At 72.7% G+C, this 20,639-nt stretch carries 24 protein-coding genes, 2 tRNA genes and 1 pseudogene; 10 read left to right on the plus strand and 17 right to left on the minus strand.

The annotated features are described in order from the left end of the window. Position 1 precedes the first annotated feature (1 nt). Together RGQ06_RS15035 and RGQ06_RS15040 are read right to left on the minus strand one after the other, a co-directional pair. Complete coding sequence (locus tag RGQ06_RS15035; protein WP_432430479.1) at positions 2–877, minus strand: alpha/beta fold hydrolase; 876 nt, start codon at positions 875–877, stop codon at positions 2–4. After that, positions 874–1,305 carry a flavodoxin family protein gene (locus RGQ06_RS15040; RefSeq protein WP_432430478.1) on the minus strand — a complete coding sequence of 144 codons (432 nt, stop codon included), beginning with the start codon at positions 1,303–1,305 and terminating at the stop codon, positions 874–876. The genes RGQ06_RS15035 and RGQ06_RS15040 overlap by 4 nt, the downstream gene beginning before the upstream one ends. A 37-nt stretch (positions 1,306–1,342) precedes the next feature. Between RGQ06_RS15040 and RGQ06_RS15045 the strand changes: the two genes are divergently transcribed. Further along, entirely contained in the window at positions 1,343–2,164 is an 822-nt protein-coding gene (locus RGQ06_RS15045; protein ID WP_432430477.1) for an SDR family NAD(P)-dependent oxidoreductase, read from the plus strand. 7 nt (positions 2,165–2,171) lie between these two features. Here RGQ06_RS15045 and RGQ06_RS15050 read toward each other — a convergent pair whose 3' ends face one another. Continuing rightward, a complete protein-coding gene (locus RGQ06_RS15050) occupies positions 2,172–2,936 on the minus strand; it encodes a hypothetical protein (RefSeq protein ID WP_432430476.1) in 765 nt (254 codons plus the stop codon). 98 nt (positions 2,937–3,034) lie between these two features. On the opposite strand from RGQ06_RS15050, the gene RGQ06_RS15055 reads away from it, so the two are divergent. Then, a tRNA-Cys gene (locus RGQ06_RS15055) sits at positions 3,035–3,109 on the plus strand. A gap of 535 nt (positions 3,110–3,644) precedes the next feature. On the opposite strand, the gene RGQ06_RS15060 is transcribed toward RGQ06_RS15055, so the two are convergent. The 5 genes and pseudogenes from RGQ06_RS15060 to RGQ06_RS15080 form a co-directional block, all read right to left on the minus strand. Beyond that, on the minus strand, positions 3,645–4,043 hold the full coding sequence (locus RGQ06_RS15060; protein ID WP_432430475.1) for a hypothetical protein: 399 nt from the start codon (positions 4,041–4,043) through the stop codon (positions 3,645–3,647). A gap of 30 nt (positions 4,044–4,073) precedes the next feature. Beyond that, positions 4,074–4,256, minus strand: coding sequence for a hypothetical protein (locus RGQ06_RS15065; protein ID WP_432430474.1), 183 nt, complete (start codon positions 4,254–4,256; stop codon positions 4,074–4,076). Next, positions 4,253–4,774, minus strand: coding sequence for a helix-turn-helix domain-containing protein (locus RGQ06_RS15070; protein ID WP_432430473.1), 522 nt, complete (start codon positions 4,772–4,774; stop codon positions 4,253–4,255). Before RGQ06_RS15070 ends, RGQ06_RS15065 begins: the two co-directional genes overlap by 4 nt. 438 nt (positions 4,775–5,212) lie before the next feature. After that, positions 5,213–5,354 (minus strand): annotated as a pseudogene (locus RGQ06_RS15075) (macro domain-containing protein); the annotation flags it as partial. Positions 5,355–5,370: 16 nt separating this feature from the next. Further along, positions 5,371–5,544: a hypothetical protein gene (locus tag RGQ06_RS15080; protein WP_432430472.1), complete on the minus strand. Its 174-nt coding sequence runs from the start codon at positions 5,542–5,544 to the stop codon at positions 5,371–5,373. A gap of 269 nt (positions 5,545–5,813) precedes the next feature. Between RGQ06_RS15080 and RGQ06_RS15085 the strand changes: the two genes are divergently transcribed. Continuing rightward, on the plus strand, positions 5,814–6,179 hold the full coding sequence (locus tag RGQ06_RS15085; protein ID WP_432430471.1) for a transglycosylase SLT domain-containing protein: 366 nt from the start codon (positions 5,814–5,816) through the stop codon (positions 6,177–6,179). Between the two features lie 55 nt (positions 6,180–6,234). Here RGQ06_RS15085 and RGQ06_RS15090 read toward each other — a convergent pair whose 3' ends face one another. Next, positions 6,235–8,049 carry a M12 family metallo-peptidase gene (locus RGQ06_RS15090; protein ID WP_432430470.1) on the minus strand — a complete coding sequence of 605 codons (1,815 nt, stop codon included), beginning with the start codon at positions 8,047–8,049 and terminating at the stop codon, positions 6,235–6,237. Positions 8,050–8,193: 144 nt separating this feature from the next. Between RGQ06_RS15090 and RGQ06_RS15095 the strand changes: the two genes are divergently transcribed. Beyond that, on the plus strand, positions 8,194–9,123 hold the full coding sequence (locus RGQ06_RS15095) for an SDR family oxidoreductase (protein ID WP_432430469.1): 930 nt from the start codon (positions 8,194–8,196) through the stop codon (positions 9,121–9,123). After that, positions 9,120–10,316, plus strand: a complete 1,197-nt coding sequence (locus tag RGQ06_RS15100) for an MFS transporter (protein ID WP_432430508.1) — start codon at positions 9,120–9,122, stop codon at positions 10,314–10,316. The genes RGQ06_RS15095 and RGQ06_RS15100 overlap by 4 nt, the downstream gene beginning before the upstream one ends. Positions 10,317–10,342: 26 nt before the next feature. On the opposite strand, the gene RGQ06_RS15105 is transcribed toward RGQ06_RS15100, so the two are convergent. The 5 genes from RGQ06_RS15105 to RGQ06_RS15125 form a co-directional block, all read right to left on the minus strand. After that, a complete protein-coding gene (locus RGQ06_RS15105; protein ID WP_432430468.1) occupies positions 10,343–12,490 on the minus strand; it encodes a PQQ-binding-like beta-propeller repeat protein in 2,148 nt (715 codons plus the stop codon). Beyond that, positions 12,487–13,497, minus strand: coding sequence for a PrsW family glutamic-type intramembrane protease (locus tag RGQ06_RS15110; protein ID WP_432430467.1), 1,011 nt, complete (start codon positions 13,495–13,497; stop codon positions 12,487–12,489). The genes RGQ06_RS15105 and RGQ06_RS15110 overlap by 4 nt, the downstream gene beginning before the upstream one ends. Then, complete coding sequence (locus RGQ06_RS15115; protein WP_432430466.1) at positions 13,497–14,150, minus strand: hypothetical protein; 654 nt, start codon at positions 14,148–14,150, stop codon at positions 13,497–13,499. The genes RGQ06_RS15110 and RGQ06_RS15115 overlap by 1 nt, the downstream gene beginning before the upstream one ends. A gap of 69 nt (positions 14,151–14,219) precedes the next feature. Beyond that, complete coding sequence (locus tag RGQ06_RS15120; RefSeq protein ID WP_432430465.1) at positions 14,220–14,417, minus strand: hypothetical protein; 198 nt, start codon at positions 14,415–14,417, stop codon at positions 14,220–14,222. Between the two features lie 45 nt (positions 14,418–14,462). Further along, positions 14,463–14,942: an Lrp/AsnC family transcriptional regulator gene (locus RGQ06_RS15125; protein ID WP_432430464.1), complete on the minus strand. Its 480-nt coding sequence runs from the start codon at positions 14,940–14,942 to the stop codon at positions 14,463–14,465. Positions 14,943–15,029: 87 nt separating this feature from the next. Between RGQ06_RS15125 and RGQ06_RS15130 the strand changes: the two genes are divergently transcribed. Beyond that, positions 15,030–15,103, plus strand: a tRNA-Val gene (locus tag RGQ06_RS15130). 111 nt (positions 15,104–15,214) lie between these two features. Beyond that, on the plus strand, positions 15,215–15,781 hold the full coding sequence (locus RGQ06_RS15135; RefSeq protein WP_432430463.1) for a hypothetical protein: 567 nt from the start codon (positions 15,215–15,217) through the stop codon (positions 15,779–15,781). A 24-nt stretch (positions 15,782–15,805) separates the two neighbouring features. On the opposite strand, the gene RGQ06_RS15140 is transcribed toward RGQ06_RS15135, so the two are convergent. After that, the gene (locus RGQ06_RS15140; RefSeq protein ID WP_432430462.1) at positions 15,806–16,201 is read right to left on the minus strand and encodes a DUF302 domain-containing protein; all 396 of its coding nucleotides are present in this window, start codon (positions 16,199–16,201) and stop codon (positions 15,806–15,808) included. 191 nt (positions 16,202–16,392) lie between these two features. Between RGQ06_RS15140 and RGQ06_RS15145 the strand changes: the two genes are divergently transcribed. Together RGQ06_RS15145 and RGQ06_RS15150 are read left to right on the plus strand one after the other, a co-directional pair. Further along, positions 16,393–16,659 (plus strand): dsRBD fold-containing protein, encoded by a 267-nt coding sequence (locus RGQ06_RS15145; RefSeq protein WP_432430461.1) that lies wholly within the window; start codon positions 16,393–16,395, stop codon positions 16,657–16,659. A gap of 55 nt (positions 16,660–16,714) precedes the next feature. Further along, the gene (locus RGQ06_RS15150) at positions 16,715–17,995 is read left to right on the plus strand and encodes an acetyl-CoA hydrolase/transferase family protein (protein ID WP_432430460.1); all 1,281 of its coding nucleotides are present in this window, start codon (positions 16,715–16,717) and stop codon (positions 17,993–17,995) included. Between the two features lie 37 nt (positions 17,996–18,032). Here RGQ06_RS15150 and RGQ06_RS15155 read toward each other — a convergent pair whose 3' ends face one another. Beyond that, positions 18,033–19,190, minus strand: coding sequence for an acyl-CoA dehydrogenase family protein (locus RGQ06_RS15155; protein ID WP_432430459.1), 1,158 nt, complete (start codon positions 19,188–19,190; stop codon positions 18,033–18,035). Positions 19,191–19,206: 16 nt separating this feature from the next. Next, a complete protein-coding gene (locus RGQ06_RS15160; protein ID WP_432430458.1) occupies positions 19,207–19,602 on the minus strand; it encodes a cupin domain-containing protein in 396 nt (131 codons plus the stop codon). An 80-nt stretch (positions 19,603–19,682) separates the two neighbouring features. On the opposite strand from RGQ06_RS15160, the gene RGQ06_RS15165 reads away from it, so the two are divergent. Beyond that, positions 19,683–20,636 carry an oxygenase MpaB family protein gene (locus tag RGQ06_RS15165; protein WP_432430457.1) on the plus strand — a complete coding sequence of 318 codons (954 nt, stop codon included), beginning with the start codon at positions 19,683–19,685 and terminating at the stop codon, positions 20,634–20,636. The last annotated feature ends 3 nt before the right edge of the window (positions 20,637–20,639 follow it).

Below are 20,639 nucleotides of genomic sequence, written 5' to 3' on the forward strand. Positions count from 1 at the left end.
CTCAGCGCGTCCGGGGCGAGGAGTGCTCCCAGTCGGCGAGCAGGGTCCGCAGCGCCGTCAGCAGCAGGAGGGGCTGATCCAGCATCAGGTGGTGGCCGGCCTCGGGGATCTCGACCACCGGCGCCACCCGCCCCAGCTGGTCGTACATGTACTGGCCGATCTCGGGCGTGACCAGCCCGTGCTCGGCACGGAACAGCGCGACCCGACAGCCCACGCGGGCCAGCAGCTCCCTCGACTCGGCTCGCGTCGGCACGAAGATGTCCGGGTCGTACTTCCAGGACCACCCGCCGTCGACCTCGCGCAGGGAGTGCCGGGCGACGTGGTCGATGACGTAGGGCAGGTAGTGCTCCTGCTCCGGCACCGTGCGGAACCGCCCGAGGGCGGTCTCGAGGTCCGGGTAGGTGCGCAGCGGGCCGAACACCTTGCCGCCGCGCGCGGCGTCGGTCTCCGGGTCCGGTGCGCTCACCGGGGAGTCGAGGATGACGATGCCGGCCAGGTCCTGCCCGAACGTGGCGCCCGTGGCGATGGCCACGAAGCCGCCCATCGAGTGGCCGACCACCACCGGCGCACCGGCTGCGCCCAGGTCGTCGGCGACGGCCATCACCTCGGCGGTCCAGCCCGACATGGGGTACTCGGTGCGGCGGTCGCTGTCGCCGTGCCCCGACAGGTCCATGGCCGCGATGCGGTACGAGTCGGCCAGCAGCGGCACCAGGAAGCTCCACCAGTGCGCGTGCGCGGCGCCACCGTGCACGAACACCAGACCCGGAGCGCCGACCCGGCCCCAGGCCAGGTAGCTGATGTCGACGCCGTCGACCGGGACGCGACAGGTCTCGGGTGTGTGCGCCAGGGCCCGGTCGAACCAGGCTGGCGTGCTCACGCGGAGGCGGGCTTCACAGCGCCGAGCACGCCGTCGACGAAGTCCTCCACGCCCGCCGGCAGGCTGGAGCGCTTCCATGCGTAGCCGCCGATGACGTCTGCGCCCTCGCGGGTCAGCGCCTTCTCCAGCTTGCCGAGCGCCGAGCCGGGGTTGATGGCGTAGGTGAGGAAGATGGCCACCGGCTTGCCGGTGAGCTTGGGCACCTTGGCCAGGCGGCGAGCGTCACCGGGCTTCTGGCCGATCACGAAGTGACCCGCCACCCAGGTGCCGAGCACCACCAGATCGGCGTCGGCGAGCACCTTGTAGTCGAGGTCGTCCACGGAGGCGACCGAGACGCTGTGGCCCCGCTCGGCGATGGCGGTGCCGACGAGCTCGGCGGCGCGGCGCGTGTTCCCGGTTCTGCTGGCGTAGACGACCGCGATCTGCATCGGCCAATCTTGGCACTTCCCACCTGATCGGAGAGCAATGCAGACAGCTCCAGGAACCACCGCAGTCATCACCGGCGCCGCCAGCGGGATCGGCCTCGCGCTGGCCCAGCGGGCCGCCGCCGACGGCATGAACGTCGTGCTGGCCGACGTCGACGAGGCCGGCCTCGACGAGGCCGCGCGCTCGCTGGACGGCGCACCGGACGGCGGCGTGCTGACGGTGCGCTGCGACGTCTCCGACCCCGACGCGGTCGAGGACCTCGCCGTCGGGGCCTACGAGCGATTCGGCAGCGTGGAGCTGCTGTGCAACAACGCCGGCGTCGGGGGAGGTGGCACGGTCGCCGAGCTGTCCCGCAAGGACTGGGAGTGGGTGCTCGGGGTGAACCTGTGGGGCGTGATCCACGGCGTCACCAGCTTCCTGCCCCGCATGCTCGACTCGGGCGGGCCGGCGCACGTGGTCAACACCGCGTCGATGGCCGGCTTCTTCGCCACCGCCGGCATGGCCCCGTACGCGGTGTCGAAGTTCGGTGTCGTCGCGCTGTCGGAGTCCATGCGGGCCGAGCTGGCCGGATCCTCGGTGGGCATCTCCGTGCTGTGCCCGGGCTGGGTGTCGACCCGCATCCACGAGTCCGAGCGCAACCGGCCGGCCGAGCTGACGGTCGAGCGGCCGGGCCGCCCCGAGGACCTGCGCGACATGATCCGCCAGGTGATCGAGAGCGGCCTGCCGCCTTCCTCGGTGGCCGACGGCGTCTTCGCCGCGGTCCAGGCCGACCGGTTCTGGATCTTCACGCACCCCGAGATGGTGCGGGCCACCGCCGCTCGCCAGGAGGAGGTGCTCGCCGCGCTCGACGACCTCCACTGAGCCGAACCTAGGGCAGGGCGAACCAGAGCGGCCCGGCGAAGCTCTCGGTGCCGAGGGCCAGGTCATCGACGGCGCCGCTCGGGACGGTGAAGCACACCTGACCGATGGCCTCGTCGCCCACCTCGATGAAGCCGGTGTCCCGGAGGTCGCCGGGCACGAGGCCGCAGCGGGACTCGAAGCTCGCCCACTCGCCGTCGCCATCGGAGACGAAGAACGGGATCGCCCCCGGGCTGCCGAGGCCGTTCGGGTCGGTGAACCGGACGGCCAGCTCGACCAGCACGTGCTGCTCGCCCGACGGCGGCGGGGGGTTGGCCGGCGCGAACTCGGCGAGGGCATCGGTCGCGTCCCGGGTGACCCCGAGGACCTCGATCTCGTAGAGGCCGAGCACGTAGGCCTGGCCGACCGGGATCGGATCGTCGAACTGCCCGAGGCCGCCCGGTTCGAGGTCGGTCGACGGCGGCGCGCCCGGGGGCTGCTGGGGGATCGTGTCGCCCGGTGGGGTGGCGGGCGGCGCCGTCGGCGACGGCGCGATGGTGCCGGTGCTGGACGAGGAGATGGACGCGTCGTCGTCGTAGGCCCGACCGAGGAAGAACCCGGCCATGAGGCCGACGAGCAAGGTGAGGACGGCGACGGCCGTGGCGGCCACGGGGCTCACGCCCGAGGGGGCGGGGCGGTGCTCGGGGGCGGGGAGGAGCGCGCCGGGGAGCGGGCGCGGCGTGCCCGGCGGGCGGTAGTGCGGGGGCGGGCTCGGCGGAGCCGGCGGTCGAGCCATCCCCGTGACGCTATCGGCGGGTCCGGTCCGGGCCCCGACGCGCCCGGGTCCGTGCGATGCGGGCCCCCGCAGGGGTTCCGCTAGGGTACTCCACCCCTGGCAGCGTGGCCGAGTGGCTTAGGCAAGGGACTGCAAATCCCTGTACGCGGGTTCGATTCCCGCCGCTGCCTCCAAGGGATGGTCACGAGTTTCGGCCGTTCGGGTTCACATGATTTCCCGGTAGCCGAGCTCTGGCCCTCCCTTCGCCGGCGGCACGGCGTGGTGCTGTTGGATCGGCGCGAAACCGGTGCCGTGAGCGCGTCGTGGTGGTGCTGGGGGCGCGGTCGGGTCGTGCGCGGACGCGGAGAAGCAGCCCCGGGGGGCTGCTCTACGCCGGCGTGCTACGTGTGCCCGAAGACCAGGACCAGGCCGCAGCACGAGAACGGCTAGGCCGCTACGTCGGCACCGCCCCCTGGGTCCACCCCGACCCCGACCTCACCGCCACCGCCGCAGCCGAACATCTAGAGCTCGACCAGTCCGCGCATCCGCCAGTACCGCAAACCCCCGCCCACCACCAGAGGCAACCGCCGCTTCGATTCCGGCCCCGACAAACACACGCGCCTCGACACCACCCCACCCCACTGGGCCATCAGGAGCCGCTGAGATTGCGGATATGGAAAGCCGCAGCGTGCGGACCTAGAGGCGCCGGGGACCTTCACCTGTCAATGGCTAGTGGCCTGGGATCGTGCAGCCCGGCGGGTTCCGGCACGGCTCGCCGCTGACCGTACGCGTCGAGCCGCACACGTCGCCGCCGTCGCCGCCCGCCCGCCGGGCCCGCTTGCGGAGGGCGATGGCAGCCTTGACGTGCGGGTCGCTCTCGCCCTCGGCGAGCGGCGGGCGCGACGCGTCGGCGGCGCACCGCCTGATCCGGGTGACTACCTCGTCGACGTCGGCCTGCGGCCGCTCCAGCGACCGGGCACGCTCCAACAGCACGTCGACGTCGACGAGGCCGGCGCGGACGAGCGCGGTCGTGAACTCCACGTCCTTCTCGCGGTTGGCGGCGAGCTTGGCCACGTCGATCTTGTTCGCCTGCGCGTAGTAGCCGAACGTCTCGTGGTACTGGGACATCTCGCCGATAGCGCCCTCGACCTGGGATTCCTACGACCCGGACGGGTCGTAGGGGAACACGAGGTCGGTCTCGACGGAACGGGTCGCCTCCTCGGGCAGGTCCTCGTCGTCATACGAGCCGAGCACGCTCTGGCTGCCGATCACGATGATGTTGCCGTCGCCCGTGATCGTCGCCGCGGCGCGGACGACGTGCGCGAGCTGTTCGCGGTTCACTCCGCGGACGCGCCGCTGTCGGACGCCCGCCACGCAGCGAGCGCCCGCAGTCGCTCGTCCTCGGACAGCAGCCCGGCGAACGGCGTCATCTGGCGCATGTCCCTGCCGTGCGGCGACGGGTCCACAAGCCGCACGAGAAGCTCGCCGACAGGGCCGTCGAGGAGGCGCTGCCACTCATCGAGGAGGGCGTGCGCGCCGCCGCGGGCAACGGGGCGCATCTTGGCGATGTTGCGGCGGCCGACTTCGGCAGCGCGAGAGGGGTCGGCGGCGACCTTGCCCGCGACGGCGAACGCCAGGTAGAGGCTGCGCCTCTGGTCCCTGGTCGGCTGGTCGGTCCTGGCTCGCAGCGACTCGACGTCGGAGCGGAGGACGCGGCGGTGCGTCCCGACCGTCGTGAACGGCAGCAGGCCCTTCTCGCACAGGTCGGCGACGTGCTGGCGGGAACACCCGAGAAGCCGCGCCGCGACGCCCGTCGTCAGGCGCTCAGGCGTCGGGGGCGCGGCAGTCGTGCTTCCCATACGGGCACCATACCCGCTAACCCCAAAAACCGCAACGAACCGCTTGCCGAACGGAAAGGGGTTTCCGCCGCTCGGACGGCACGACGACGGGCACGCCATCCAGCCAACACGCCGACCGCGCCCAGCGCCGACGCTCCGCACGGGAACCAAGGAACCACCCGGGCGGCGCCCGGAACGAGCTGCCGCCAACCCGCCAGTGCCCCAGTTCCTCGGCGCAACCGATGCTCCGCTCGACCCGCCCACCCTGGACTCGGACAAGCCAGCCCACGGCATGTGTAGGCAACCCGCCGTTCGGGCGTAAGCGCCCTCACGCCAACGCCGGCATACCCCCTGGCCAGCGAAACGTGTGATCAACCCTCCAACTGCTCAGCCGTCGAGGGCGTGGAGCAGCACTGTGCCGGCGTCGGCGCTGAAGGCACAGAGGATGACCTCGGCCGGATCGGCCAGCAGGCCGGGACCGGCTGCTCGGTGGATGGTGCCGTCGACGCCGCCCCCGCCGAGCAGGGGATTCGTCCGCCGCGTTCACGATGGCGTCGACCGCCAGGGTCGTGATGTCGACCTGGCGGACCTCGATGCTCATCGGGTCCGCAGCGCGCTCAGGAGGCCCAGGTGAGGAAGTCGTCGAGCTTGGCCTGCATCTCGTCGCCGCTCGAGCCGGCGAGCACGATCTGCTCGTGGTCGTCGGTCTCGATCAGCACGAAGTGCGCATCGTCCGACGTCGCGCGCTCGACGGTCTCGGTGCGGTTGCGGAAGCGTCCCATGATCTCCATGCGGGCGTCCGTACCCCACGCTCCGCGGCGGGCAGACCGAACCGTTCATGACGATCTGATCTCGACGCGGCCGATCGGGTCGGGGCGCGCAACGCGGACGGGGCGACCAAGGTCACAGGCGCAATGTTGCGGTTCTGTTGCGAGATGCCGATAGAAAGGTGTCTTCCCAAGCAACGCCTGGAAAGGCGCGCCGCGCCGGGACGGATCTCGAAACGGGACCGTCATGTGGCGCAGCGTCCCCGTCTCCATCTCCCCCCAGGAGGGTCTCCGTGACCACGTCTCCCACCCTGCGCCGCCGCGCGCGTCGCCTGCCGCTGCTGGCCGTGTTCGCCATCGCGCTGCTCGCCGGCGCGGCCTGCACGCCGCAGCAGCAGATCGCCGCCGTGTTCGGCGATCGCGCTCCCGAAGCGCAGCGGGTCGCCCACTGCGAGTCGACCATGAACCCGCTGGCGGTCAGCCCCACCAACGACCACGGCCTGTTCCAGATCAACTCCCGGTACCACCGGGCCAGCTTCGAGCAGGTCACCGGCCAGCCGTGGCACATGGTCTACGACGCCTTCTGGAACACCGTGTACGCCAAGCACCTCCACGACAAGCAGGGCTGGGCGCCCTGGACCTGCCGCTACGCGGCCTGACATCCAGAGCGCTCCGTGACGTGGCCGCCGGCATCGCCGGCGGCCACCGTCGCGCTCAGCGGGCCTTCATCGTGCGGCCCTTGCCGCCGCCACCGCCGTTGCCGCCGCCCTTCGTGCCCCCGCCGTCGGTCGGCTCATCGGTGCCGGTCGAGGTCACGGTGACCACGACCAGGTTCGACTCGGCCGAACCCGAGCTGTTCGTGGCGACCACCTGGTACCGGAAGGTGCCGGAGCCCGGCGAGTCGGACCAGGTCGAACCGGAGCCGCCGACGGTCCCGAGCAGCGTGCGTCCCCGGTAGGAGCCGTTCTTGTGCCGGCTCTCCCGGTACACCTCGAAGGCCTTGACCGAGGCGTCCGCTCCCCAGCCGAGGGTGACCGTTCCGTCCGCCTGGGTGGCGGTCAGGACCGGCTCGGTCGGGACGGCCACATCCGGCTCCGGTTCCTCGGGCAGGCCGGTGGGGAGGAGTCCGGTGAGCCGGTAGCGGCCGAGGGAGGCGTAGTCGCTGTAGCCGCTCGTTGCGGGGTCGCCGGCGCCGACGCCGTCGACGATCACGGCGTAGGTGCCGGCGGGGACCGTGGCGTCGAGCTGCGCGCCCAGGCCCGGAGGGTCGACGTCGGCCACGACGGTGCCGGTGTCGTCGACGAGCCGGAGCGCGAGGTCGAGGTTGGCGCCGAGCGAGACCGGCGACGCCGTCAGCGCGAGCACCCCACCGTCGGTGGTGAAGGAGAACGCGTCGACGTCGGTGCGGCTCCCGATGTGGCCGGCGACATCGACCTGGGGCGCCAGCCGGGTGGCGTCGGCGAGGGTGTCGCCGTGATCGTCGGTGGCCGGCGTGCCGCCGTTGGTCGCGATGACGGTGAGGTCGTCCTCGCTGTTGTTCGCGTCGGCGTACTCCCCGCGCGACCACTGGCTGACCGGCGCGTAGTACCCGACTCCCATGATCGGCGCCCAGTCGCCGTGCCCGGCGTAGTACCCGACGGTGGAGGTCCCGTCGTGGCGCAGGCCGAGGTTGTGGCCGGCCTCGTGGCTGACGGCTTCGGCGATCGACTTCGCCGAGTACCCGTTCAGGTAGACCCAGGCCGGCTGGTACCGGTCGTGGGACCAGCCGGTGGAGTCCGAGCCGCCGTAGGCATCGAAGGTGCCCACGTAGGCGACGCCACCGCAGCCGTTGCAGTTGGTGGCGGTGGGGGTGACGACCACCCGGGTGCCGTACTGCTGGTCGCTCGAGGTCGTGCGCCGGATGGCGTCGATGCCGGGGTCCTCGGTCGTGACGTCGATGGCGAACGGGGCGAAGTCCTCGGCGACCCGCTGCCAGACCTCGATGATCACCTGTCGCTCCGCCTCGGAGAAGGTGGACGGATTCTGGTCGGTGTCGTAGGGCTGCGCCGGCGTCTTGTCGCCCCAGCCCGACGTGGCCGGGTCGTGGCCGTCGAAGTCGAGGTGGATGACCCGATCGGCGCCGGGGCGGGAGTGGAGGCGGAGCGCCTCGGACGTCGGGTGGTCGAGCCACGCCGGGTCGGTGACGGCGCTCGTCGCCGGCTCGGCGTGATCGGCGATGCCCTGGTCGATGAAGAGCAGGGCGCCGGTCTCGTCGAGCCAGAGCTCGTCGTCGGCCCGGAGGTGACGACGCAGCTCGTCGGGGCTGATGCCGTTCGCTCGCGCGACGTCGGGGAGCCGCTCGCCGAGCGCCCGGATGGCCGCCTCGCCGTGCATGCGCTCCTCGAGCACCGGGGCCGGGGCGCCGGGCGGTTCCGGCGGCGCAGCGCCGGCGCTGCCAGGTCCGGTGGCGAACGTGGCTGCGCCGACGGCGGCGGCGACGAGCGCCGCCACGATGCGGGCACGGCCGGGGTTGTTGCGGTTCTCGAGCACGGTTCCCTCCCAGGGTCTCCCTCTGGGCAGGACCATCGGCTGCTTCCCCCGCTGGGTTGAGCACTTCGCGCCGTTGCCTCGGATGCCGGGGCGGTGCCACTACCTTGCCGCCACGACTGCTGGACGACGAGATGAGGGGAATCTGTGATGGGGCTCTGCGAGGGACGGGTCGCGATCGTGACCGGCGCCGGCCGAGGCATCGGCCGGGAGCACGCGCTGATGCTGGCCGAGCACGGTGCGGCCGTGGTGGTCAACGACGTGGGCGGTGCGCCCGACGGCAGCGGCAGTGACGCGACGCCGGCCGAGCAGGTGGTGGCCGAGATCGAGGCCATGGGCGGTCGGGCCGTCGCCAACGCCGACGACGTCGCCGACTGGGACGGCGCCAAGCGGATGATCGACCAGGCCGTCGACGCCTTCGGTCGCCTCGACGTGCTGGTCAACAACGCCGGCATCCTGCGCGACCGGATGCTCGTGAACATGAGCGAGACCGAGTGGGACGCGGTCGTGCGCGTCCACCTGAAGGGCACCTTCGCCCCGGCCCGCCACGCCGCCGAGCACTGGCGGAACCAGGCCAAGGCCGGCGAGGAGGTGGACGCCCGCATCATCAACACCACCTCGGTGTCGGGCATCTACGGCAACATCGGCCAGACCAACTACGGCGCCGCCAAGATGGGCATCGCCGGGTTCACGATCATCGCTGCCCTCGAGCTCGCCCGCTACGGCATCACCGTCAACGCGATCTCGCCCGGCGCCCTCACGCGCCTCACCGAGGGCCTGCGGGCCGAGCCGCCGTCCGAGGCCGACCGCGAGGCCCAGTCGCCGCGCTGGATCGCGCCGATCTGCACGTGGCTCGCGTCGCCGCTGTCGAAGAACGTCACCGGCCGGGTCTTCCAGGTCCACGGCCAGGAGATCGCCATCGCCGAGTCCTGGCACCGGGGCCCCACCACCGACAACGTCGACGACCCCGAGGCGATGACCGACGTGGTCGCCCGCCTCATGGCCGACGCACGTCCGAACGCCGACATGCACGGCGACGACGCCGAGGGGCCGGGACGGCCCGGCCGCACGATCTGAACCGACCGCCGAGGTCCGGGCCGGTCCCGTCCCACCGCCGCGGGCAGCGGTGGGCGGTCACGGCCGTCTTCTTCGTCAACGGCGTCACCTTCGCGTCCTGGCTGCCCCGCATCCCCGAGGTGCGGGACCGCCTCGACATCGGCCTCGGCGTGCTCGGCGCCGTCCTGCTCGGAACGGGCCTCGGCGGGTTGCTCGCGAGCGCGGCCGGCGGCGCGCTGGTCGATCGGCTGGGCAGCCGGCGCAGCTGCGTCGCCGCCGGCGTCCTGCTGTCGCTGGGGTTGCCGCTCATCGCCGTCGCCTCCACGCCGGTCGCCCTCGCCGGCATCCTCGTCGCCCTCGGAGCCGTGGACGTGCTGACCGACATCGGCATGAACGTCCAGGCCGCGCAGGTCCAGCGGGAGTCGTCGGCGTCGGTGATGCAGCGCTTCCACGGTGCCTGGAGCGTCGGTGCGCTCACCGGCGCGGCCGTGGCCTCTGCCGCGGCCGCTGCCGAGGTGTCCCTCGGGTGGCAGCTCCTCGCCACCTCCGCGGTGCTGGTCTCGACGATCGCGTACGCATCCCGGCACCTGTCGGCCCGGGACGACCCACCGGCGCCCCAGCCCGACGGCACCCGGCGAGCGCCGGTCCTGGTCCTGCTCGCCGCCGTCGCGCTCGCCATGGCCATCGTCGAGGGGGCGCCGGGGGAGTGGGCGGCCGTGTTCGGCGCCGACGTCCACGACGCCGGACCCGGCGTCGCCGGGCTCGGGTACCTGGCCATGTCGGCCGGCATGGTCACGGGGCGCTTCACCGGGGATGCCGCCACCGACCGGCTCGGCCCCGAGCGCGTGCTGCGGGTCGCGCTCGGCCTCGTCGGCGTCGGTCTCGCCGTGGTGGTCCTGTCGCCGAGCATCGCCGTGGCCATCGCCGGGTTCGCCACCATCGGGTTGGGGGTGTCCGTGCTGTTCCCGGCCCTCTACCTGTCCGCGGCCGACCGCGAGGGCATCCCGGCCGGGCTCGGGCTGGGCGTCATGTCGACCGGTGCGCGCTTCGGCTTCCTCGTGTCCCCGCCGCTGGTCGGGGTCATCGCCGGTGCGACCTCGCTGCGGGTGGCGCTGGGCCTCGTGGTCGGCTCGGCGGCGATCGCGGCGCTGACCCTCGAGGCCGCCCTCAGCCGCGCCGGCCGCCCGGAGGCCGGCGCCGTCCAGGGTCGCTGACGTCCGGACAGCCCGCCGGCCGCAGGTCAGCGGTCCCGGGGTCCGGAGGTGGGGACCGCCACCACGAGCAGGCCGTCCTCGGCCCGGGAGATCCCGATCACGTCGTCGTCGGTGAGCGGGCCGAGGACCGACACCGACGGGGCACTGCCCTCGTCGAAGATCGCCTCGGAGGGGACCTCCCAGGCCGCGTCGCCTTCGGAGTCGAAGGCCTCGAGGAACGCCCCGCCGAAGCTGGCCAGCACCACGGTGCCGCCGTCCAGGCCGATGACCTGGCCGTCGTTGTTGGTGAAGCTGGTCGGCCGGGCCGTCCAGCGGACGGAGCCGTCGCCCAGGTCGAAGGCGCTGACCTCCTGGCCGCCGGTGAAGCCGACCAGTGCCTCGCCGGCCACGGTGAACCAGCGGGGGGCCCGCTGGCCCTCGTCGAGTACGACCTCCCAGGCCTCGTCCCCGTCGGGGCCGAGCGCCACGATCCGCTCGCCCTCGCCGGAGAGGCTCACCACGAGCCCGCCGCCGGGGGTGCTCACGACGCCTCGGCGGCCGGGGACCTGCCCGTCGAGCACGGCCACCTCGGTCACCGAGCCGTCGGTCGGGTCGAGACGGGCGATCCGGGTGGTCTCGCCCTCGCGCCAGCCCACCCAGGCCCCATCGTCCACGGGCACGAGGTCGAACGAGTTGCCCGACTCGAGCTCGGTCTCCCAGCGGTGGGACAGGTCGGTCAGGTCGTAGCCGAGGAGCCGGCCCCTCGCGACCAGGACCACGTGGTCGCCCAGGGCGAGGAGCTCGGTCCCGTTGCTGAGGCTGGGCTCGCCGGCGGCCCGGTCCGGATCGTGCCGGCGGCCGTCGAGCACGGTTCCGCTGGTGGCGTCGACGGCCACCAGCGCCGGGTTGCCGTCGGGCCCGGCCAGCGGTCCGTTCGCCTCGGCCACGGCCAGCACGACGTCGCCGTCGACCCCGACCCGGACGGGCGGCGCGATCCCCTCGACCCGCCAGAGCTCCTCCCCGTCCTCGATGGAGAGGCCGATGAGCAGCGAGCGAGATCGCTCGACGCTGCGTGCCTGGACGACGACCACGTCGCCGACCAGCGTGCTGCTGGTCGGGTCGCCGGTGTCGGGCACCAGGCTGCTCCACGACACGAGGATCTCGGCCAGCTCGGCCGGCTCATCGTCCTCGGGTTCGGCGGTGCCACCACCGGCCTGGGGCTCGAGCTGTAGGCCGGCCGCCTCCTGCTGGCGGGCGGCGAGCTCGGCCGCGGCCGGGTCGTCGAGGACGAGCACGTCGAAGGTGCAGCGCTCCAGGCGGGGGCTCCCGCTCACGCCGGCCGCCCGGCACGCCGCCTCGGCGGCCGCCCGCTCCTCGTCGGAGAAGTCCTCGATCCGGATCTGCCGGGCGGGGAAGGTCGGATCCCAGTAGTCGTCGGGACCGAGGCCGTCGGCGTAGTCGAACAGGGTCGTGTCGTCGGTGACGCGCCACGCCTCGGCCAGGCCGGGGTGGAGGTCCTCCCAGGTCTCTTCGATGAGGAGGCTCCCGTCGGCGAGCACGAGGTCGTTCGTGCTGTCGCCGTCGGCGTCGCCGAGCAGTCCTTCGAGGGAACCCCGGTCCTCCTCGGGCGGGTCGACGAGGACGCCCATCATCGTCGGGTGGAGGTTCAGGTGGACGGCGCCCTCGCCCTCGGGTCCCTGGATCACGATCTGGTCCTCGAGGCGGTGGACGTAGGTGTCCCCGGTGGTGCGGAAGGCCTCACCGAGGTCCAGCTCGACGAGCTCGCCGTCGATGCGCAGCACCTCGCCGTCGCCCACGACGGTGATGCGGTCCTCGGTGATCCGCACGGCCACGGCGGTGATGCCCGACACGTGCTCACCGATGGGCTCCTGGCGCCACTGCACCTCGAATCGACCGTCGTCACTGCGGCTGGCCACGAGCTCGGCTGCCGTCTGCAGCGAGTAGTGGCGCTCGTCGAAGGTGCTCTGGTGCGGTTCGCCGTGGCCCTCGCCGCAACCGGGGCAGGGGGGCGGCGGGGGGCAGTCGAGCGCCTGGCCGGGCGCAGCGACGCCGCCGGCCCAGTACGTCGGCCCACCGGGGCCGCCGGGGTTCAGGCAGTCCGGGTCGGGCTGGCAGGCGCTGAGGGCGAGCAGCCCGCCGACGCCGAGGACCAGGGAGAGGAGGAAGTGCTTCACGAGGTGACCTCCGTGGCGGCGGGCCGGGCGGCAGCCCGTTCGAGGGAGGGCAGGGAGTGGGCCCGCAGGGCCATGAGCCGCAGCAGCACGTGGGCCCGGTGCCAGCGCTGCACCTTGCGGGCAGGGGTGGCACCGCCGGCCGCGATGGCCGGGATGTCCCGGGCGAAGCGAGCAGCCGTTCCCTCGGTGCGCCGCTGGACCCGGCGGGTCTCCACCACCAGCGCCACGACGAGGCCGGCGGCCAGCAGCCCGGGCACCAGCCACCCGTCGAGGAGTGCGCCCCGCCACGCCTCGCGGGTGCCGAGGTCGTTCCAGGTGCCGTGGTCGAACGTCACGAGCGCAACGGCGGCCAGCGGCACGAGCGCCGTGATCCGCCGATCCTTGTGGGTGGCCCAGAACCCGAGCGCGAGGCCGACGAGGCCGGTCCACACGGCATGGCCGGCCACGGTGCCGACCTCGGTGTGCATGGTGGGGAACACCCAGCTGAGCGGGGTGTCGAAGCCGCTGCTCGACACCCGGGCCCAGAGCGCGTCCTCGTGCATCCCGTACCCGGAACCGGCGGCCACGCCGAGGATGGCGAGGTCCACGGCGCCCGGCGTGCCGGCGCCCCGCCGGCGGCGGAAGAGCACCAGCACCACGGCCAGCGGCACCAGCTTCATGAGCTCCTCGATGATCGGGACGGCGACGGTGAGCTGCCAGAAGTCCTGCTCGCCGAGCCAGTCCCCGGTCTGCCCGCCGAGGGTGAGCGAGAGCCAGATCGCGGTGAACCACCCGCCCAACCAGGCGCCGGCCACGTTGAAGAGCGTGCGGGACCGGGCCAGGTGGGACACCACGAACAGCCAGCCGACGATCCAGGCGTGGTGCCCGGTCGACGTGAGGAACCGGGACCAGTCGCCATCGACGAGCTGGGGCAGGCCCCACGCGAGGATCCCGATCGACACGAGCATCGACAGCCGGGCGATCCACGGCCAGGGGAGCCGCCCGAGCAGCCGTCCGAGGGCGCGCATCACTCATCACCCCCGTCGCCGTCGCCCGAGTCGCTGTCGCCCTGCCCGGGGTCGCGGTCTCGCGAGCCGAGGATGTCGTCGAGGGTCTCCTGCTTGTCGGTGTTGTACTTGTCGATGGTCTTGGCCCCGTCGACCGCGGTCTCGGTCGACTTCACGCCGAGCTCGAGGAGGTAGTCGAGGGCACCCTTCTTCTTGTGCTTCTTCGTGGCCTTGTCGTCGACCCGATCGTCGAACGCGTCTCGGATGATCTGCTCGTCCTCGGTGGGGTTGTCCCCGCTCAGGGTGTCGTGGGACTCCCTGGCGATGTCGATGAGCTCCTCGATGGCGTCCTTGCCGCTGTCGAGCAGGTCCTTGAGCGTCGGCTTCTTCTTCCCGCGCTCGCCCTCGTCGCCGTCATCGCCGTCGGGGGGTGGGCCGTCCGGAGGGGGTCCGTCCGGAGGCGGTCCGTCGGGGGGTGGCCCGTCCGGTGGAGGGCCATCGGGTGGCGGCCCGTCCGGCGGCGGCCCACCCGGCCCGCCGGGCCCACCCGGTCCACCGGTGCTCGGACCGAGGCTTGGAGGGGCGCCGGGGCCGGTGCCGGGCATGGGAGGCCCGCCGTTCGGACCGGAGGCCAGCGACTGCAGCCAGTCGCCGATCGCCTCGAGCACGCTCACCGCAGCCCCTGTTGTGTCCGCATGGCGGCGGAACCTACGGACGGGGCTGTGAGGAACCTGAAAGCGCGCTCAGCTGGGGCCGGAGCCCTCGCGGTCCTCGGCCGGGTCGCTCGTGCCGGCGCCGGGGTCGTCGGGCTCCATCTGGTCGACCCGCTTGCGGGCCAGGGCGAGCAGCCCGCCGAAGATCAGCAGCGGCGCGAGCACGAACAGGATCTCGTCCCAGCCGCCCTGGTGGGCGAGGATCCGCATCGCTGCGACGGTGACCATCTCCGCCACGGTAGGGGTGGCCGAGGTGGGTCCTCCACTCGCGGGTCAGGCGTCACCGTCGCCGGGGTCGGCGACGAGCGGCAGCACCCGGTAAGGGATCTGCTCGGTGAGGGCGATCTGGGTGGTGGTCCGCTCGATGCCACCCGTGGACAGCATCCGACCGATCAGCGGCTGCAGGTCGGCGTTGGTGGGGGCGACCACCCGGCAGAGCAGGTCGCCCGGCCCGGTGGTGGTGTGGACCTCCAGCACCTCGGGCAGCGTGGCCAGGTGGGAGACCACGGTCTCGAGGGCGCCCTGGGAGATCTCCAGGGTCACGAAGGCGATCACGTCGTAGCCGATGGAGCGCAGGTCGATGTCGGGCCCGTAGCCGGTGACCACGCCGCGCTGCTGCAGCTTCTCCATCCGGGCCTGCACGGTGCCGCGAGCGACCTCGAGCTGCCGGGCCAGCTCCATGACGCCGGCCCGAGGGTGCTCCGCCAGGCACTGCAGGAGTCGTCGATCCAGATCGTCGATGGCTGCCGGCACGGCTCGGCGGTCTACCACAGTGGCGTCGAAGGGGCCGATCGACGATGTGGCGCCGCCCGGGCGCGCTGCTACAGTGCCCGCTCCCGAGGGCCGTTAGCTCAGTTGGCTAGAGCACCTGCATGACGCGCAGGGGGTCGGGGGTTCGAATCCCTCACGGCCCACTCGGTACGCCCAGGTCCCACGACCTGGGCGTTCTTCGTTCTCCGGCGCGTGCCCCTTCCGCACCCCGAGCCGCCGTCGTACCCTGGGCGGCAGGCCGAAGGGGGACCGACATGGACATCCACCAGTGCCCGCGCTGCGAGCTGCGCTTCGCCAACACGAGCGAGCTCCGGCACCACTTCGAGTTCGATCACGCCGCTGACCCGCGCGTGTTCGAGCGGTTCCGGTACCGAGCGGGGCCGACGGAGGACGCCGCCCTGCGCACGATCCTGCTCGTCGGCAACCAGACCCTCGACCGTGACGCCGTCCTCGACGAGGTCACGAGCCGTGCCGCAGACGGTGCGCGGGTGCTGGTCGTCGTGCCGGCGACCCAGCACGGCCACGACGAGGGCGGCGGCGAGGACCCGGGCGCGGGGTTGGCCCGGCACCGGCTCGCAGCCACGATCGAGCGGCTCCGGGCCGCCGGCGTCGATGCGGCCGGCGAGGTGGGCGACGCGGACCCCTACGCCGCCGTGTGCCATGCCCTCGGTGCGCACGACGTCGACGAGATCCTGCTGTCGACGCTTCCGCCGTCGTCCTCGCGCTGGCTCAGCGTGGACCTCCCCGGGCGCCTGCGTCGCCACACCGCCCGCCCGGTCACGGTGCTCACGCCCGCGCCGGCAGACCGGGAAGCGAGCTGAACCGAGCGGGCGCGCCCCGTCAGGTCACTGGGAGGACGCGAGCCGCTCCATGGCGTTGCTGACGAGGCGGCGGGCCTCGTCGGCGACGGGTCGGATCGAGTCGGTGCCCACGATCGTGGCCATCAGGCCGGGGTCCATGGCCTCGATGACGACGTTCCCGCCGGTCTGGCGCACGACCACGTTGCAGGGGAGGAGCACGCCGATCTGGGGTTCGGCGTCCAAGGCCTGCCCGGCGAGGCCGGGGTTGCAGGCACCGACGATCACGTAGGGATCCATCTCCTTGCCGATCTTGTCGGCCAGGGTCGCCTGCACGTCGATCTCGGTGAGGGTGCCGAAGCCCTCTGCGGCGAAGGCCTCCTTGGTCCGGGCGAGCGCCTCGTCGAACGGCACCTCGAGCACAACGGTCTCTTCGAAGATCATGATCGGACTCCTCCTCGTGGGTCGTGTCGCGACCGTACGGCCCCCTCGACGCCGGTGCCCAGGGTCATCGGACACCAGGCGTCGGGGCAACGACGGTCGAAGGGCCCTGGCGCGAGCGCGGCCGGAGGCGCACGCTGGTCCTGGCGGGTCGGAGCCCGCCTCCGGGAACCACGTAGGGAAGGACCGCAGCCATGACCTCGCATCCGGTGTGGAGGCTCGAGATCACGTTCACCGAGGACGACAGCACGACGCGAGCAGATGCCATGCTCGACATCGCCGGCCACCACCATCACGGGTGGGGTCGGAGCCGTCGGAACCCCACAGACCAAGACGTGCCGATCATCGGCGAGGAGGTGGCTGCCGCCCGTGCGCTGATCCGCCTGGCCCACCAGCTGCTCGGCGCCGCCGCGAGCGACATCGAGGAGATCGAGCACCACCCGGTGCAGATCCACGCCTGAACCCCGGCTGCCTTCGCGGGTCGACCGCGCTGCCGTCGGTCAACATGGTGGGGCCATGACGATCCGCGCTGCCGCCTCCGCCTCCGCCTCCGCCGTCCTCGATCACATCGAGCCCGGCACCCACGTCATCGTCCCGTTGGCCAACGGCGAGCCGGTGTCGCTCCTCGATGCGCTCCAGGAGCACGCCGCCGGCCTCGACCGCGTGACCGTGCACCAGATGCACGGCCTCTACGACCGGCCGTTCCTCCACGGCGAGAACCGCGGCCGTCTCGACTACCGCGCCTACTTCCTGTCGCACGTGACCAGGAAGGCGTTCCACGAGGGTGGCTGCGACCTCGTGCCGTGCCACTTCTCCGAGGTCCCCCAGCTGCTCGAGGGCCTGACCGGACCCAAGATCGTGCTGGCCGCCGCGTCGCCCATCGACCGCCACGGGTGCTTCTCGCTGGGGACCAACGCGGACTACGTGGCCTCCTTCATCGGTCGGGTGCCGTTCTTCCTCGAGGCGAACGCCCAGATGCCGCGCACGTTCGGGCGCAACCAGCTGCACGTCTCGCAGGTGGCGGGCTGGGTCGAGGTCGACCGCCCGCTCATCGAGGTGCCGCCACCGGAGATCAACGACCTCGACGACCGCATCGCGGCCCAGGTGGCCGAGCGCATCCCCGACGGCGCCACCGTGCAGGTCGGCATCGGGTCCATCCCCAACGCCATCCTCGGCCGCCTCGGTGGCCACCGTGACCTCGGCCTGCACACCGAGCTGCTCAGCGACGGGGTGATCCCCCTCGTGGAGGCCGGCGTGCTCAACGGCACCCGCAAGCGCCGGCGGCCCACGAAGCTGGTCGCCACCTTCGCCCTCGGGACGCGCGGCCTGTACGACTTCATGGACGAGAACACGATCGTGGACATGCTCCCGGTGGACTGGGTGAACGATCCCCGCGTCATCGGCCAGGACGACTGCTTCGTGTCGGTGAACGCCACCACCGAGATCGACTTCCTGGGTCAGGCGGCCTCGGAGACGATCGGGGGCCGGTACTACAGCGGCTCCGGCGGCCAGACCGACTTCGCCCGCGGCGCGCAGTACTCGCGCAACGGCCAGGGCTTCATCGTGCTGCACTCGACGACCAACGACGGCAGCAAGTCCCGGATCTCGGCCCAGCTGCCGCCCGGCTCGGTCGTCACCACGCTGAAGAACACCATCGACAACGTCGTCACCGAGTGGGGTGTGGCCGAGCTCCGGGGACGATCGCTGCGCGAGCGGGCCGCCGCCCTCATCCGGGTCGCCCACCCCGACTTCCGCGACCAGCTCAGCCGGGAGGCGCGCGACCTCGGCTACCTGTAGCGGCCCGGCCTCGGCTCAGAGGGTGCCCGGCCTCAATTCAGAGTGTGGACGTGTCGGAGTCGAGTCCGAAGGCGAGCCGGCCGGCCATCTCGTAGGTCCGCTCGGCGGCCATGGCGTGCTGGGAGACGACGTTGGCGTCGCGGAACAGGCGCTCCAGCGCGCAGCGCTGGTAGACGGCCTCGCCACCGGCGGCTCGGTGCAGGCGGCTGACGACGTCGGCGCAGCGCTGGGTGGCGTCGGTGGTGGCCAGCCGCACCCGCCGGCGCTGCTCGATGCTGGGCTCGTCGCCCGCCTCGGCCGTGGCCCAGGCTTCCGCGTAGGCGTCCAGGAGGTACAGCCGGGCGCTGGCGATGGTGGCCTCGGCCTTGGCCACGTCGGCCTGGGCGCTCGGCCGCTCGGACAGGGTGCGACCCGAGCCCTGGGGCACCTTGCCGAGGGCGAGGGTCGTGAACTCCTCAAGCGCCCGCTCGGCGACGCCGATGGCCGTGCACCCGATGCCCCCGGCGAGCAGCGAGAACAGCGAGAAGCGGTAGAGGGCACCGTCGACCTGCGGGGTCGCCCGGGTGAGCTCCACCCAGCGGCCCTCGGGGACGAACGCGTCGGTGACCTCGTAGTCGGTGGAACCCGAGCCGCGCACGCCGAGCACGTGCCAGGTGTCGTGGAACGTGACGTCGTCTCGATCCAGGAGCACGAACGGCGCCAGCAGGCCGTCCTCGCGCGGTGTGACCTGGCCGTCGTCGTCGACGAGCAGCACCCCGCCCCCGATGATCGTGCAGTGCTGGGTGCCCGACCCCCACTGCCAGCGCCCCGTCACCCGGAGGCCGCCGTCGACGACGCGGGCCCGTCCCACCGGCGCCGCGAAGCCGCCGGCGATCGCGCCATCGGGCCGGAACAGCTCCTCGGCCCAGCGGGGCTCGAGCAGCCCGGCGGTGAGGGCGGTGGTGTTGGCGATGAAGCAGCACCACGCCACCGCCGTGTCGTGCCGGGCGAGCTCCATGAAGGTCTCGAGGCCCTCCAGCAGCGAGATCTCCGCCCCGCCGTACTCCCCGGGCACCCAGAACCGGAAGAAGCCCTCCTCGACCAGACCGTCGACGAGGTCGGGTGGCAGGCGGCGGAGCGCATCGATCTCCTCGCTGCGGTCGCGCAGCTCGGGCCCGAGCGCGGCGGCCCGCTCCGTGAACGTGTGCTCGCCCATCGCCCGCGCCTCCGATCTAGTGGTCGTGCTCGGCGGCGTCGGCCTCCGCCTTGGTCTGGTGCACGGTGCCCTCGGGGTGCTCCGGCGGCGTGTAGATCGAGTACAGGCGCAGCGGCTCGGTGCCGGTGTTGACCACGTTGTGCCAGGTGCCACCGGGGATGATCGCGGCCCAGTCGTCCTCGATGTCACGGACCTCGGAGAGGTCGTCCTTCGACGATCCCATCTGCACCTGACCCGAGCCCTGCTCGACGCGGATGAACTGGTCGAGGTCGTCGTGCTTCTCGACGCCGATCTCCTCACCGGGCTGGATGCACATCACCGTCATCTGCAGGTGGGCGCCGGTGAACAGCACGGTGCGGAACGTGTCGTTCTCGAGCGTGGCCTTCTCGATGTCATCGACCCAACCGGTCATGACGCCTCCTCGTATCGGGTTGTCCTGGTCGACACTCTGCCCGATCCCTCGCCGTCCTCGCGCGTCGCTACCGTCGACCCATGGTGCACGAGCCCTGGATCCCGCCGAGGCCCACGGCCGCCGAGCTCGTGCTCGGTGCCGGTGCCGGTGCGGGCGGGCGGCTCCTCGCCCCAATCGCCCGCCAGGTCCTGCGCAGCGGTCTGCGCTCGATGTTCCGGGACCCGGACGCCACCGACGACGTCGCGCCCGCCGCACCCGGCGACGCCGGCTGGTTCGGGCCCGACAGCGTGACGTGGCAGGTCCACGCCGACGCCTCGATGTTCGTCGCCGGCATCGCCGCCCTCGCCCTCCAGTCTCTGCACCCGCTCGCCATCGCCGGCGTCGCCGACCACTCCGACTTCGGGAGCGATCCCATCGGGCGCCTGCGCCGCACGGCCGCCTTCGTCGGCACCACCGCCTACGGGAGCGCCAGCGACGCGGCCGCGGCGTGCGCCGTCGTCCGCGCCGTCCACGACCGGGTCGTCGGTCGGGCCCCCGACGGACGCCCGTACGCCGCCAACGATCCCGACCTGCTCGACTGGGTGCACGTCACCGAGTTCGGCACCTTCGCGGCCGCCAACCGCCGCTACGGCGCCAATCCGATGGACGCCGACCAGCTCGACCGCTACGTCGCAGAGGTCGCTCGGATCGCCGTCGAGCTGGGCGACCCGACACCGCCCCGGTCGTGGGCGCAGCTCGACGACCACCTCGAGCGGCACCGCCCGATGACGGCCGTGGGGAGCCAGGCACGCGACGCGTGGCGCTTCCTCGCGGACCCACCCCTGCCCGCGCCGGTGCGAGCCGCGTGGCCGGTGCTGTTCCGTGGCGCGATGGCGTGCCTGCCGCCGTGGGCGACCGAGCTGTGGGGCGTGAGCCGCCCGACGACGGCCGAGCGGGCCGCCTGCCGCGCCACGGTCCGCTCGCTCGGCGCCGTGCTCGGTACCCCGCCCGGTCTCGTCGACGCCAAGAACCGGGCGCTGGCGGCCGCCTCCTAGCAC

Origin of the sequence: Salinilacustrithrix flava, assembly GCF_041228405.1 — a bacterium.
Classification (GTDB): domain Bacteria; phylum Actinomycetota; class Acidimicrobiia; order Acidimicrobiales; family Salinilacustritrichaceae; genus Salinilacustrithrix; species Salinilacustrithrix flava.

What these genes read in the sequence shown, in the direction of transcription:
- RGQ06_RS15040 (WP_432430478.1), bottom strand. Translation starts at nt 1,305, where the DNA reads ATGCAGATCGCGGTCGTCTACGCCAGCAGAACCGGGAACACGCGCCGC.
- RGQ06_RS15045 (WP_432430477.1), top strand. Translation starts at nt 1,343, where the DNA reads ATGCAGACAGCTCCAGGAACCACCGCAGTCATCACCGGCGCCGCCAGC.
- RGQ06_RS15050 (WP_432430476.1), bottom strand. Translation starts at nt 2,936, where the DNA reads ATGGCTCGACCGCCGGCTCCGCCGAGCCCGCCCCCGCACTACCGCCCG.
- RGQ06_RS15060 (WP_432430475.1), bottom strand. Translation starts at nt 4,043, where the DNA reads ATGTCCCAGTACCACGAGACGTTCGGCTACTACGCGCAGGCGAACAAG.
- RGQ06_RS15070 (WP_432430473.1), bottom strand. Translation starts at nt 4,774, where the DNA reads ATGGGAAGCACGACTGCCGCGCCCCCGACGCCTGAGCGCCTGACGACG.
- RGQ06_RS15080 (WP_432430472.1), bottom strand. Translation starts at nt 5,544, where the DNA reads ATGGAGATCATGGGACGCTTCCGCAACCGCACCGAGACCGTCGAGCGC.
- RGQ06_RS15110 (WP_432430467.1), bottom strand. Translation starts at nt 13,497, where the DNA reads ATGCGCGCCCTCGGACGGCTGCTCGGGCGGCTCCCCTGGCCGTGGATC.
- RGQ06_RS15120 (WP_432430465.1), bottom strand. Translation starts at nt 14,417, where the DNA reads ATGGTCACCGTCGCAGCGATGCGGATCCTCGCCCACCAGGGCGGCTGG.
- RGQ06_RS15135 (WP_432430463.1), top strand. Translation starts at nt 15,215, where the DNA reads ATGGACATCCACCAGTGCCCGCGCTGCGAGCTGCGCTTCGCCAACACG.
- RGQ06_RS15140 (WP_432430462.1), bottom strand. Translation starts at nt 16,201, where the DNA reads ATGATCTTCGAAGAGACCGTTGTGCTCGAGGTGCCGTTCGACGAGGCG.
- RGQ06_RS15145 (WP_432430461.1), top strand. Translation starts at nt 16,393, where the DNA reads ATGACCTCGCATCCGGTGTGGAGGCTCGAGATCACGTTCACCGAGGAC.
- RGQ06_RS15150 (WP_432430460.1), top strand. Translation starts at nt 16,715, where the DNA reads ATGACGATCCGCGCTGCCGCCTCCGCCTCCGCCTCCGCCGTCCTCGAT.
- RGQ06_RS15155 (WP_432430459.1), bottom strand. Translation starts at nt 19,190, where the DNA reads ATGGGCGAGCACACGTTCACGGAGCGGGCCGCCGCGCTCGGGCCCGAG.
- RGQ06_RS15160 (WP_432430458.1), bottom strand. Translation starts at nt 19,602, where the DNA reads ATGACCGGTTGGGTCGATGACATCGAGAAGGCCACGCTCGAGAACGAC.
- RGQ06_RS15165 (WP_432430457.1), top strand. Translation starts at nt 19,683, where the DNA reads ATGGTGCACGAGCCCTGGATCCCGCCGAGGCCCACGGCCGCCGAGCTC.